Genomic DNA, 12,714 nt, shown 5'->3' with positions numbered 1-12,714 from the left:
CAAGGCATGAACGGCATCCACAAAGACAGACTAAATGAGTTCATTGGAAAAATTGAACAGCTTGACGCTCAGCTTGGCCCCCTTCCCGGAATCGCGACTGCTCAACGGAGACAGTGCTGGGCGCAACAGATCGTGTCCAGCCTACGTCGAATTTCATATATTGACACTTTGTTGATGCGTAGCGTGAATGCGGCGAGGTGTGATCCGCATTCTGGTATTTTCGACCCCGTACGAGGGGCGCTCCACTTTCAGAGAAGCGGACAACTCGACGAAGCGGTCTGGTTAACTTTCGTCCTCACCCATTTCGGAAAACACGCGGTAGACGAATGGAAGCTGGCTGCAAATGTCTATGGTTCGTTTGGCGTGGGACCAGTTTGGACGTTCGCACGGTATGCTGCAGCCCCTGCAGGGTTCGAGAACATGTTGGCCGCAAACTCTGGCCGGTTGGCGGACGCCAGCATTTCGGGTAGTTTTTCTAACCACCGCAAATTTCAGAGTAAGAAACCTCAAGCCATAGCAAAGACGTTTCGCACGTACTATGAGTGGCAGACTGAGTTCGGCGGATTTCGTGATCGAATGATCGCGACACATGCAAGTGTCGGTCAGGAACCCCAAGCGGCTTTCGATGCTCTCTACAAGTCCATGAAGGGGGTGTTTGGCTTCGGTGGAGGACGCCTCGGAAGGTTCGATTTCCTTACGATGCTCGGCAAACTTCAGCTTGCTCCGATTACACCAGGCAGCGTCTACTTGGATAAGGCAACAGGACCGCTCGCAGGGGCACGGCTACTGTTTTTCGGTGATCGCGACCATCACATTACCGGTAGAGCCTTGGAGCTTCGCGTTGATGCCTTGGACGGGGTTCTTGGCGTGGGAAAACAGGTGATCGAAGACAGCCTGTGCAATTGGCAAAAAAGCCCTGATGTTTACGAGTATTTCCGAGGTTGAGAAAGGACCGGCAGTTTAGTGCTCCCTTCCCATTTGTAACGGCGCTTTAGATCATTAAACTGGTGCTGCTGGAGCGCCCCAGCTTTTTGAAGCTGTCCGACAATGATGCCCGGTGTCACCCCGGCTTTACGAGCGATTCTCCGTGCATGAGGACGGGTCGGCATTGCGTTTAACATCTCATCTCGCAAGTCAGCCGGAACAAGCGTATCTTGAGCGAAAATGTCAGCTTCATCTTCGAATACAGACGCGCCTAGCGGTGACGGATCAGCGCCATCCACCGAAATGTGGTCAGTGCCATGCAGAACCACGTGTGCGGCCTCGTGGAAAAAAGTGAACCAGAAATGGTCTTCACTCAAATAGCGAAAGCTTAGCAAGATAATCGGGTTGCCGTTTGGGGATGTCCAAGTGGCACCGCTCGCTCGACAACCTTTCGGGGCCTTCGAGCTTACCAGACCAACACCTTCCTCAGCGCAAGCTTGCTGCAGTTTTGGAAAGAATAACTCGGGGCGCTTGAGCGCACATAGCTTCTTCAACTCAGTCAGACGTTTCTTGAAATTACTCGCGGAAAACTTCGCCAAGGTCAGGTTTTCAGCTTGCATCTCTCCGATACGCAGCCAAGCCAAAGTCGCCATCTCGTCGGTCTCAAAGGCAAAAGATGTTCGAAATGCAACTTGGCCAATCCCAGCGGAGTACCGCTCGTTCCAACCGCTGATGCTATCGCATCCAAAAAAGCTCAGGATGTCCTCGGATAGACGCTCACCGCGAGAGCCTTTCGGCAGCCAACCGAGTTCTCGGAGGGCTCGAACTGGAAACGACTGCCCCCACCTAGACAGCTCTTCGGTTGGCGCAGAACCTGCAAGCCGCGCTCTATCGCCCAGAAACTGTTTATAGCGTTCGATCCAGAACTGGCGTGATGCACCAAGCTCCGAAGATAGGGCGTCTGCGATTTCATCGGAAATCACAACGCGCCCTTCCATTATTCTAGAAAACAAGTCTTCTTCGAACCCGATGCGTTCGGCCAACTCGTGAATTGATGTTTTTCCAGCCGCCGCCAGCCGTGCGATTGTGTCGCCCGGTGGGGAAGCCCAGTTTGGTTCAAACATCAAGCAAACACCTCCCCTTCAATTACGATAGCTTTCAGGTGGATTCGATGAGCATCTTTCCACGCTTCGTCTCCAGCGCCGGATGCAGCTATCACCGTCTTCAGTGTGCAGCCAGTGGATACGAACCAGTCCAACTCAAAGGTGCCTTCGACTTTCGTCGCTGAAAGCGGTCCCATAGGTACGTCACCGGCAAAGAACGCCGCCCTGAAATCCGCCACCAAACCAATGAACGCCTGACCGTTTTCACTTCCGAGGTGACGGTAGGCTTTCTTGGGTTCTGTTGCCAAGTCCCTCATGAGCTTGCTCGAAAAAGTCGGTTCCAAGGATCCAGCATCCCAAAAGTTGCACAAAATGGAGCCTTGGAAGGCGCGTCTCTTACGATATCTTCCCAGCAGTCATACATGCAGTGGGTGTAGCGGGCTTAGCCGCAAAAGTCACGAGCGAACTGTCGTGAGGTTAGGATTGGCTGACGACATCTGCCACACCGATCTGTTCGGTAATATTGGCGTCTATGAGAGACTGAACGCCAGCCCTCACCAAGGAAAGGGGCGTGATGTGCGCCCCTCTCGTTGTTCCCTGATGTGTTGGGTAGCCCTACGAAGGCTTCTTCGGCTGCAAGGCGCGGCGTGCCTGCTTCTCGGCCGCAGAACCCTTCACCCATTGCCACGGGGTGCGTGGCTTCCTCGCCTTCGCCAGTTCGGGGTTCGCCTTGGCGTCGCTGGCGGCGGCGCGCAGGCGTTCGCGGGCCTCGCGCGGGTCGATCTTGAGTTCGTCGCAGATGGCCTTGAGCGTCACGATATCTGTCATGTCGATCTCCTAAGTTGCTGATGCAGATCGATAAGACGCAAGGTCAGAGCGTGTCAGGGATAACCCTTATGAACTAGAAATTTGAAATCGAACAGGGCTTTACAGCCCGTGCGTGTTGCGCGAACGTCCGAACAGTATCCTGCACTCTTAGAGAAACTCATGGCCGGCTTGACTGATATGGAGGAATTGCTGAGCGAAATCAGCAATAAAGACTTTGTCGACTACATGCGCGAAGCAATCGCGTGCTATAGTGGTGGCGCGTACCGTGGTTGCATCGTTATGAGCTACATCGCACTTTTTGACGACATTCGCGGAAAGCTCTCTGAGCTTGCTAAGGTAAACAGCGACGCGAAGAAGATATGGCAAGACGTTGAGAAGCGTGCTGGCAATCAAGAAGTTTTCGAGAGCTATATGGCTGACCAGCTAAAGGCTAAGGGCTTACTTGAGGAGAAGAAATATCAAAGGCTCAACCTAGTTCGAGACTTGAGGAACAAAGCGGCTCACCCTTCCGGCGTACATGCATCCGCTGAAGAAGCAAGATTCGTATTTCGAGTTGTGATTAAAGAATTTCTCTCAGAAAGTCTGCTCAAAACAACTCACGCTGTAGATTCTTTGATTGAGGGCCTGAGTAGCTCCAACTTCTTCCCAACAAGCAAAATTTCGGATATTGAGGAAATTACTGAAGATGAGATAAAAAGACTGCACGAAAGGGCGTATCCGTATTTAATTAATCAACTCATGAATGCCCGAGCAAGTTCTGATGCGACAACCAGTTTGAACGGGGAAAGGTTTCTGGTCGGTTTGGCATCTCTGAAGTTCGAAAACGTTCGGGAGCTGTTAAGAAAGAAAGTCGTTGTGCCTTGCTGTGTAGACGACGACAACGCTGCTTTTGTTGGCCGTATGATCTCTGCCGACGGGTCTTTGCTCGATGGCCTCAATAAAAAAGACCATTCGCGTGTCTGTAAGCTGCTAGTAGAACACGCGAAGACTTCAAAAACAGGCCTTTCGTCGAAGCTGTCGCATCCTGCTAAGCAAATGGGATCAATAGCTACATCTTTGGAAGAAAGCCTCATACTAAAGAGTTACGCTGAATTTTTCGAAGAGGTCTCAAAGCGACACCCCTACGAACCCGTATTCTTTGAATCTCTGAAAGGGAAGGACGAGCTGTCCCGAAGTCTTGTCGCGAAGTGGAAAAAGAACGCAGGGTCCTCGACCTTTGATGTGGCAAATAAGTTTGCAGGGTCCATTCAAGAAATAGACCGGGCTGTTGGAAAATTGATAGATAACAAGGACGCCTTTGAGCTTATTGCGGCTGTCAAAGAAGCAGCAGACTGGAATGCTTTTGAGGCTAAATCTCTTACCAAGAGCAAATTTTCCGACGCGCCCAAACTTTCCGAAGCAGCGCAGAAATATATCTCGGATGAAAAAGAAGAAGCCGAAAGTTTCATAACATCTAAGTGCATCGCTGACAGTTTGCAGGAGTTTGTGGCGGCCGTGTTTGACGCTTAGAGTAATAATCGGAGGAATCGGGCGCGACCTGCAACTAACCCCGAGGATCGAGGGCGAAACGCGCGCGCGGCGGCGTTGTGTTGAGCCAGGAGCGCCGGGGCGTGCCTCATGCATGGTGATCCCGTCGCAAACCCGGCTGGCGCGTTTTACGCTGCGCTCACGGTGATCATCCCGGCATCTGCACGGACGTGGGGCTTCGTCACGGCTACCCCTGTGGTCTCCCTCGTCGGCACGGGAATTACCCTGACTGACGATGGTCCCTGATCTTATTGCGCTGGCATCGAAACCAGCCAGAGAGGAAATCGGCAATGACGATACGCGCGACATGGGCCTTCAACGGCCAGACGAAAACCATCTTGGGCAACTGGCACCGCCTGTGGTGCCTCCTGTTCGGCCCATTCTACTACCTGTTCAAGGGTATGTTCCTGTGGACGATCTTGTCGTTCTTCACTTTGAACGGTCTGTGGATCGGCTTCCCCCTATTCAACCGGGCCATCGTGCTGCGACATTACCATCGCAAGGGGTGGGTGCAGCAATGACTAATAGAATGTCCGTCCGAGCAGTTTGCCACCCGAGTGGAACCCGGTGCGCGGTACCGAAACCCAGTGCGATTGCGGACTGCATGAAAAGGCTCGGCAATTCGGGTCCGGCTCACATCCGACAGACTGATAGATAGTCAACGGGTCGCTCCGAGGCGTTCCGCGCGGTGCCCGATGCGGCGCTGTCACAGGGCCACCACAGGGGGATGGGGGGAGGCGTTTTTTTAACGGCGCGCACCCTGCGGGCAGACGAGGGGTCATATCGACTGCCGAGAATTTCGGCTCTGAGCCGCCCCCGCCCGACTTGGTAGGGTCTAGTTGATTTTCGAACGCGGGATCACGTCGAACGGCAATCGCCCCTCCTGCCTGAGTTTCAAGAAGCGATAAATGTGCTGGTTCATGGTCATCGCATTCTTGAACGCCACGTCGATGGGTTCATAGGTATCGAACGTATGCAGCGATGCATATAGCCCGGCGATCTCCAGCAGGGCCTCGACAACGTCCGTGTTGGTGAGGTTCACCTCGTCGGTGCCTTCAGCCTTGCCTTCGTTCCGAATTGCCTGCTGGATCGCGGATTTCAGGCGGTTCTGCATTTCGACATGCTTGGTCATTTTGGATTTCCTTTTGCTATGTGACACGCCTGAGCCAACAAGGCCCGTAAGCGCGGTTTTCCGTGGGGGGATGAACACTTGCTCAAAAATCCCACACGTGCGTGACTTCTGAGCAAGTGATCGTGGCGGCGCGGATCAGGGCAGCGACCAGACGGAGGCTTTCCCGTCCTTCGACTTCACCACGCCGAGTGCATCGCCTGCGCGCCGAAGGGTCGGGAGTGAAATCCCTTCCTCCTTGGCCCAGCCGTCCAGTACCTTCTTCTTGACCGGCCCCTTGCGCAGGACGCTTTCCAGCCAGCCCGTGGCCGTTTCCCGTTCCTTGGGCGGTCGCCCACGCTCCGAGTCCGGCGGTGCCAGCAGGTCACCCACCGTCAATTCCGGGTCGCAAGGGTGCCAGATCACGTGGGGATGGGATCGGGGGCCAGTGCTCTGCATCTCGAAGACGATGGTCGGCCCCGGCTCGGCATAGTTCGATTTGGCATGTGCAACGGCACGCTTGCGCGGATCGTCGGGATGCGGCGCGAGGATCAAACCTGAGCGCACCCGCGCTGATATCGAAATCGACCCGATACCTTGGTGCATAGCATGGTCCGCCCGCGCTTTCCGCAGGTGCCGCACGATCAGGATGGCCGTGTCGAACTCGCGGGCCAACTGGTCAATCTGCACCATGAAGTGCATGGTCTCGGTTGCCTTGTTCCCATCCGCGCCCTCCTTCATGAACGCGATGATGGGGTCGATCACTACGAGCGCGGGCGTGTTCGCCGCGAGTTCTAGCCGCAAGAGAGTGAGGCCGCGTTCATCCAAGGTGAACGGTTCCTCTTGGTATCGGACCTTCGAGACATCGGCCCCGGCCTTCATGAGGCGGGGTTTCAGCACGCGCGATGGGTCGTCCTCGGCAGACATGAACAGGACCGAGCCTTTTTCGATGACATCCACGAACGGCGGGGGCCTGCCTGTCGTGACAGCGGCGGCGATTGCGCATGTGAAGGTCGATTTCCCTTGACCCATGTTCCCGTCGAGAACCGTCAGGGCACCCTTCACGATATAGGGATATGCGAGGAACTGTGGATCATCTTCCTCTACGTCCCCCAACCAGCCGAATGCTGCCTCGTGTCCAGCCTCGTACTCGCTGACGCTCGCGGCGATGCGTTCGACCTCATCGGCGTCGAGTGGCGGGCTGCACGCCGCCACGTTGATCGCCTGCAACGCGCCCGCGATGGCGGTCTCAGCTAGTCCGCGAAACCTTAGCGAACCGGCAATCTTGGTCAGTTCGCTGTTTCGGCCCCCGGCCTTGAACGCGACGACCTTATCGGGTCGCCTTGCTCTTGTCGGAGTCTCCTTCGGGGATTTCGCGTTACGACCCGCCCGTTTCGCTGGGCGTGCCGTACCCTTCTGGTGCTGAGGCCGCTGCCTGCTGGGATTGGATCGCTTGTTCATGCGCCATCCCCCAGCTTGCCGATAACACGGGCGATTTCCTCGTTGAGCTTGCCGAGGTCATGGCCGTGCTTTTCGACGAAATAGGGGTTCGGCCAGATCACGCTGGCGATTTCATCATGACACGCGCCTGCCTCGTGTAGCGCGGCGATCATGTGGAAAATCTGGGCAGATCGGTTCGGCTCGTATGCCTTTCGGTTCCCCATAAGCGTTCGCGCCTTTGGATGAAGGTCCTTGCGGTACTTCCTTATGACCTCGGCCCTGTCGAACTTGGTCGGATCGACATCTACCTCGGGCAGAGGACTCGTCAGCTTTGTTCGATCTCGCTTCAAGGCAAGCGGACGAGCGCGAATTTTGGTCCAGTCACACGCGACCGTGTGAACATAAGGTTCGTCATACTGGGGCTTGTGGTTGACCGATCCCATGAGGCGCAGCATCTTCGTGATCGTCCAGCCGTTCCTGTCGCCACCATGCCGATATGCCAGCGCCTTGGAGAACCGTTCGGCCTCGTCTGGTTCGTGGTACGTGTCCCATGACCAAAGCGCCTGATACCGATTGGGCGAAGTCTCCCAGACCAAGCTCGGCCACGGGTCATAAGCGTTGGGTTCGCTCTCGTCGATGTCGCACCAGCCGAAACGTGTCGGCAGGGCATACTGGCGCTTGCGGCGCGGCTTGGAGAAGGCGTTCGGGCAGAAATACTGATCGTAGTCCCAGCGATTGAACTGGGTAAGGAGGTCGAAAACCTCAATCGAAAACGCGCCGTTCCTTATCTTGATGGCCTTCTCGATCCATTTCCCGTCCGAAACCCTCTTGAAGCCCAAGAAGGTATAGACTGTCCCTTTCGGCACTTCCCAGAAATCCCAAATATCCATGAAGAATTGGTACTGGCTGCGGGTGACATCGGCGTCGTCATCAAGGTCCTTGAAGATCCGGGCCGTGTTCTTGGGGTGCTTGTTGGGCACATAGGTTTTCTTGTTCGTCATGATCGTCTCCGACATGCGACCCTGCCGCCACAGGTGATGGACACCCTCAGGCGCGCGCAGATCGCTTAATTGGTGGGGTGTGGTCGCCGGTCAGTATTCGGCGTAATGCGTGCGGGCGCGCTCGGCGGCGCGGTCAGCGAGCCAGTCCTCGATCTCGGACAGGAACCACGCAACGCTGGTTCCGGCCATCCTGATGCGTCGAGGGAAGCGTCCACGGGCCTCCCAGCGCAGCAGGGTGGTGTTGCTCACGTTGATGCCAAGGCGCTTGAGGTCAGCGCGTGTGGCCAAGGTCTTGCGACCGTCTGAAATGTTCATCTGTCTTTTCCTTCAGCAAGTTAGGGTTTGCGAAGGAGCGCTCCGACAAGGAGAAAGATGGCGCAGATCGTGACACGTTTCGAGCGAAGGTCCTGAAAGCGTCAGGTCGATTTGCGTTGGGATTTTCTGACGTCTTGGAGGGCGAGTTGGATGGGGCCGTCAAGCCGTTCATCTCCCCCCGTGGTCTCCAAGAACACACGCCGCACGTAGTCAGGCAAAATCCCGACCTGCTTGTGCTCTGGGTCCCAATTGCCCCGCGACAGTGGAAATTCGGGAAAGAATTCGTGGAGGTCCCGAATGGCATCATAGACGATGTTGAATCGGATTTCGTCATTGGCCTGAACCTTCATGCGGAGATCGACACGAAGTTTCGCAATCAAGGCTTCAGTCTGATCTCTGAGTGCGGCTAGACCGGCCAAGGTGCTGTCTATGTCCTCCGGCAGGAAGGAGCCGCGAGGACCCAGATACTCCTCTTCCCAATGGACAAAGTGCGGCTTGTTCGGGGCTTCCAGCGCGGTTTCCAGCCTCTCAACGGGATGCATCACGTTCCGTTGCAGCCAAGTGATGCGCTGCGTTGCCGACATGTCGAACGGCGAAACCGCGAAGGCGGACGGCGACATTTGCAGAGCTCGGCGTTTCACCTTACCCGATGCACTGATCTTTTCCCAGAAATCTGGAAAGCGTGGATCGTCTTTCAGGCCGAGAATTGCGCCGACATCTTTCCGGCAGGCCGATCCGAATGGCCCTGACTCATCTTGGTCAGATGGCGGTTCCACTGTTCCAATGCCTCGCGCTTCTCGTCCGCGTATGAATAGACATTGTAGATAGCGGCCACGCCTGAGACCACACCCGTCTTGTGGTTGAGCAGCGCTTCGGTGACGGGCTGGGGAACGCCGAGCATCGCCATGTTGGTGGACATCGTGCGGCGCAGGTCGTGGATGATCCACGGTTCGGTGCCCTTGGGCAGCGCCTTGTCGAGCCGAGCTTTCAGGCGACCGAACCCCGACACGGGCGACTTGCCGGTGGTCGTGAACACGTAGTCCGACCCGAGGAACCTCGGCACTTTGCGCAGCACGTCCAGCATCGCGTCGGTGATCGGGACGGTGTGCTGCCTGCCGTTCTTGGCGCGCTGCGAAGGCAGGGTCCACAGGCGTTTTTCAAGGTCGAGTTCCGACCAGCGCATTTCGGCGACCTCGGCGCGTCTCTGGCCGCTCAGGATCAACAGCTTCATGCAATCCCCGAAAGGATAGCCTTCGGCGTCACAGGCCGTCCACAGCGCACCCAGCTCGTCATCGGTCAGCACGCGCTCGCGCGACCGTTCCTTCGACAACGGTTTCATCCCCGCGATGGGGTTGGCATCGATCATACCGCGTTCAACACACCAGCCCATCAGGTGCTTGAGATGGGCCAGCGCGCGGTTCGCGCTGACCGGCGCGGATTTGTGGATCACGTCGCAGGCTTTCACGACATCGGCGCGCTTGATCTCGTCGATCCGTTTGCCGTGCAGTGTGGTGAACTTCGCCAGCAGGGCTTCCTTGCGCTTCCAGTCGCGGTTGTGAACCTTGGCGTGCTTCTCGATGTAATCGGGGATCACGTCGCCTAGCGTGGGCTTCGTTTCGACCTCCACGCCCGTGCGATCCTCGAACCGGCCCGTCTCGATTTCGTAGAGAACCTGTCGCACCCGTTCACGCGCCTCGGCCAGCGACACGACGCCGAACCGACCGATGGTCAGACGGCGCATCTTGCCGTTGATGCGCTTGTGCAGGCAGAACGTCTTGGTGCCGGACTTGCTGATGCGCAGCACCAGGCCCGGCATCAACTCGTCCCGGAAATCGAGACGTTTCGACAGGTCTGGCTTCTGGCGTTCGATGAACTTGGTGGTGAGCTTGCGTTTCATAAGCCCATGATAAGATGGGCGGATGAGCCGCGTCAGGGACAACCCTAGAGGGTTTGCAGGGTTTTGGATCGGGTTGTGACGGCGTCAATACCAACGGCCAACGGATACACTCGCGATAGATGATTCGATTTTCACCGTCGTAGTTTGAAAGCGCCGTCCCTTAGGCAGTGCTTAGTGGCTTGACCACGGCTTTAGTTGTATTGAGTATTGTCTCAAGTTGGGGGAAGTCCGTTTGGCAAAAACACAGTTTGTATTCCAAGGTGGCGGCGCGAAGCTCTCTGCGTTGGCAGCGGCCGTCGAAGCTTTGCAAGCGTGCAGGGAGCAAGGTGCAACTCAAGTCACTCGGGTTGCCGGTACGTCCGCAGGGGCCGTCGCTGCGGCGATGGTTGCGTTCGATATTCGTGTCAATGAAATCGACTCTTCAATGCTTGAGCCCGCACTTACACTGCTGAGAAATTCTGAGGAGGTTCGGGAATTAAAGAAGAAAGGATGGATCGCGAATGGTGAAAAGCTTTTGCAAATATACCGCGGCAGAGCTCTTGTCCCTGAAAATCTGCTAAAGGATTTCATGGCGGCTCTGCTCGATGGTCTTGGCGTTGCAAAAGAGGCCCGAGTTTGTGATGCCAAAATACCTCTTTTTATAAGTGCCGCCTCTCTTTCGGATGAGCGCGCTATCTACTTCTCGTCAGAAGACGACAGTGGAGATGCATTACTTTTGGACGCTTTGGTGGCATCGTGCAACATACCACTTCTGTTTTCTTCATTTGATAAGGTTAAAGATTGGCGCAACGCATACGTAGATGGCGGTCTTTGTGAGAATTTGCCAGTTGAAGTCCTTACCCCAGACAGTGACAAATACGGCCAAATCTTAGCAGTTTCGCTTAGATCGAGCGAAAAGAACTGGCCACCCGCCAATGCTAAAGACTTTCTATTGCATTTGTTTGATATTTCAATAAATAATAGCGTAGAGAGAGCTAAACGAGAAATTGGCGCTGACAATATACTATCTGTAAATTCAGAGTTGTCGTCATTAGACTTTCTGGATGTGCCGTCTACGTTTCGCTTATCTACTTCTTATAAGGATACTAGGAATCGATGTCTGGCCTGGATGAAAGCACGTTTCCATGCGTTGGCAGAAGCAGAAGAAACTTCGAAGCGCGAAATTCCTTCTGCCCCAACGCAGAGCCAGCTTCTGGCGCAGAACTGGAGATCTCTTCTTTATAGGATCAAAGACAAATCTTTTTCTGTGAAGTACTCCGCCATGATCGCCAAGCCTCGATGCTGGAGGAGAGGTTTGTCAGACGGCAGTGATAGCCCTGACTCCCTTATTCGAGCACATCTAATACCGAGGCAAAAGGATTTCAGACTTCAGGAATACCCGATAGGTATTTCATCACTCGATGGGCAGTGGAGCACCCCGCCTCTGCTGCAAGTCAAAAAGAAAAGAAAGAATGGCAGTTTCATCGACGTGAATTATGAAGCTGCAACTTTCTTGAAAGAAGCTACAGTTTTTGGAGAGTTCAGGCAGATCTATCAATGGGTCTTGACTCTTGAGGAGCCACTTCGTCAAGCCGAAGAGGCGATAGACGATGATGAGGCGGACGCTCTTTTCGTGTGGTATGAGCAAACTGCACCATGCTTGTTTAAAGATCTAAACGATCCGAAGGAAAAGTTCGACACTCTGGGCTTACAGCTTGGAGGATCAGTCAAGGGGTACTTGGAGAACGTTTTTTTGATCATTTGTGGGAACCCAACGGACGCCGGTGTCTCTGTGCAAAAGGATCCAAAATCGGTCGATCTTAAACCATTTCGTAACTATGAGTACTTACCTACCGAGGTGGCCGTGCTATGTGACCATGACAAGCCCTTGTATGGGTGGCACGCTTCTGGCATCGAGAGTGGCCAAGGGGCGCGAGTAAGGCTGACAACTTAAGGACCAATCGATGAGCACCATGATAGACGAAACAGTTTTGGTGTAACTGCAAGGTGCCCGCACGCTGCGGCCTCAGTGCATTGCCGTTCGCCGCTCATGCTCGGCGTCCGTGGGTATCGCTGGGGTAGCACGAGCAGCGTGCTTGAATGCTCCGGCGTGAGATCGGTCGAGACGATCTGCCAAGCACAAAGATCAAGAATTTCAATCGGCTACGTTGTAGGTTGAGCAATCTTGAAACAGCACGCCTGGATCAACAGACCAATTGAAAATCCTCGTGTCGGTGGTTCGATTCCGCCCCCGGGCACCAAAGCACCTCCAAGTATTAATAATATCAATGAGTTACGGGGCAAAATCGTCCCACCGTTTTCGCTCTGGGGTAAAAGTGGGACTTTTTTGTTCGTGAGACGTTCGCGTTCTCGACCTCTGGGAGGCCAATATGGTTCCTTGGATGGGCTGCAAGGAGCGGACGAACTGCCAACTCTCGCTCCATTTTGGACCCTTGGCATGTATCTAGTATCAATCGGTACTAGGCTCCAGACTCATTGATTTTCAGAGCCAGAAGATGACTGCGGCGGCGAGTGCGATGGCTGATAGGAATACCTTCGGACATCTGTCGTAGCGGGTTGCGACGCGTCGCC

General features: G+C 55.0%; 13 protein-coding genes and 1 pseudogene. 4 read left to right on the top strand and 10 right to left on the bottom strand.

What is annotated here, in order from left to right; genetic code table 11:
* Nucleotides 1-6: 6 nt before the first annotated feature.
* Nucleotides 7-945, top strand: coding sequence for an alpha-glutamyl/putrescinyl thymine pyrophosphorylase clade 3 protein (locus AC2FL1_RS13080; RefSeq protein ID WP_496877232.1), 939 nt, complete (start codon nt 7-9; stop codon nt 943-945).
* Here the strand turns inward: AC2FL1_RS13080 and AC2FL1_RS13075 are convergent.
* From AC2FL1_RS13075 to AC2FL1_RS13065, 3 genes are all read right to left on the bottom strand, one after another.
* The gene (locus tag AC2FL1_RS13075; RefSeq protein ID WP_496877231.1) at nt 924-2,048 is read right to left on the bottom strand and encodes an ImmA/IrrE family metallo-endopeptidase; all 1,125 of its coding nucleotides are present in this window, start codon (nt 2,046-2,048) and stop codon (nt 924-926) included. The genes AC2FL1_RS13080 and AC2FL1_RS13075 overlap by 22 nt on opposite strands.
* Entirely contained in the window at nt 2,048-2,335 is a 288-nt protein-coding gene (locus tag AC2FL1_RS13070; RefSeq protein WP_496877230.1) for a hypothetical protein, read from the bottom strand. The genes AC2FL1_RS13075 and AC2FL1_RS13070 overlap by 1 nt, the downstream gene beginning before the upstream one ends.
* Before the next feature lie 307 nt (nt 2,336-2,642).
* A complete protein-coding gene (locus AC2FL1_RS13065) occupies nt 2,643-2,855 on the bottom strand; it encodes a hypothetical protein (RefSeq protein WP_496877229.1) in 213 nt (70 codons plus the stop codon).
* Between the two features lie 159 nt (nt 2,856-3,014).
* Between AC2FL1_RS13065 and AC2FL1_RS13060 the strand changes: the two genes are divergently transcribed.
* Both AC2FL1_RS13060 and AC2FL1_RS13055 read left to right on the top strand, forming a co-directional pair.
* On the top strand, nt 3,015-4,364 hold the full coding sequence (locus AC2FL1_RS13060) for a hypothetical protein (RefSeq protein WP_496877228.1): 1,350 nt from the start codon (nt 3,015-3,017) through the stop codon (nt 4,362-4,364).
* A gap of 308 nt (nt 4,365-4,672) precedes the next feature.
* Nucleotides 4,673-4,903: a hypothetical protein gene (locus tag AC2FL1_RS13055; protein WP_496877227.1), complete on the top strand. Its 231-nt coding sequence runs from the start codon at nt 4,673-4,675 to the stop codon at nt 4,901-4,903.
* Nucleotides 4,904-5,217: 314 nt separating this feature from the next.
* Here the strand turns inward: AC2FL1_RS13055 and AC2FL1_RS13050 are convergent, their stop codons facing one another.
* From AC2FL1_RS13050 to AC2FL1_RS13025, 6 genes are all read right to left on the bottom strand, one after another.
* On the bottom strand, nt 5,218-5,514 hold the full coding sequence (locus AC2FL1_RS13050; protein ID WP_496877226.1) for a hypothetical protein: 297 nt from the start codon (nt 5,512-5,514) through the stop codon (nt 5,218-5,220).
* A 135-nt stretch (nt 5,515-5,649) separates the two neighbouring features.
* A complete protein-coding gene (locus tag AC2FL1_RS13045; RefSeq protein ID WP_496877225.1) occupies nt 5,650-6,951 on the bottom strand; it encodes an AAA family ATPase in 1,302 nt (433 codons plus the stop codon).
* Nucleotides 6,948-7,931 (bottom strand): DNA-primase RepB domain-containing protein, encoded by a 984-nt coding sequence (locus AC2FL1_RS13040; RefSeq protein ID WP_496877224.1) that lies wholly within the window; start codon nt 7,929-7,931, stop codon nt 6,948-6,950. The genes AC2FL1_RS13045 and AC2FL1_RS13040 overlap by 4 nt, the downstream gene beginning before the upstream one ends.
* A 90-nt stretch (nt 7,932-8,021) precedes the next feature.
* The gene (locus AC2FL1_RS13035) at nt 8,022-8,246 is read right to left on the bottom strand and encodes a helix-turn-helix transcriptional regulator (protein ID WP_496877223.1); all 225 of its coding nucleotides are present in this window, start codon (nt 8,244-8,246) and stop codon (nt 8,022-8,024) included.
* A gap of 101 nt (nt 8,247-8,347) precedes the next feature.
* Nucleotides 8,348-9,022 (bottom strand): hypothetical protein, encoded by a 675-nt coding sequence (locus AC2FL1_RS13030; protein ID WP_496877222.1) that lies wholly within the window; start codon nt 9,020-9,022, stop codon nt 8,348-8,350.
* Nucleotides 8,941-10,143, bottom strand: a complete 1,203-nt coding sequence (locus AC2FL1_RS13025) for a tyrosine-type recombinase/integrase (RefSeq protein ID WP_496877221.1) — start codon at nt 10,141-10,143, stop codon at nt 8,941-8,943. The genes AC2FL1_RS13030 and AC2FL1_RS13025 overlap by 82 nt, the downstream gene beginning before the upstream one ends.
* 232 nt (nt 10,144-10,375) lie before the next feature.
* Here AC2FL1_RS13025 and AC2FL1_RS13020 point away from each other — a divergent pair, with 232 nt between their 5' ends.
* Nucleotides 10,376-12,076 (top strand): patatin-like phospholipase family protein, encoded by a 1,701-nt coding sequence (locus AC2FL1_RS13020; RefSeq protein WP_496877220.1) that lies wholly within the window; start codon nt 10,376-10,378, stop codon nt 12,074-12,076.
* 549 nt (nt 12,077-12,625) lie between these two features.
* On the opposite strand, the pseudogene AC2FL1_RS13015 reads toward AC2FL1_RS13020, so the two are convergent.
* A pseudogene (locus tag AC2FL1_RS13015) lies at nt 12,626-12,714 on the bottom strand (IS5/IS1182 family transposase); the annotation flags it as partial.

The organism is Ruegeria sp. YKSF070 (assembly GCF_059612725.1).
This window is presented reverse-complemented; position numbering and strand designations above follow the sequence as displayed.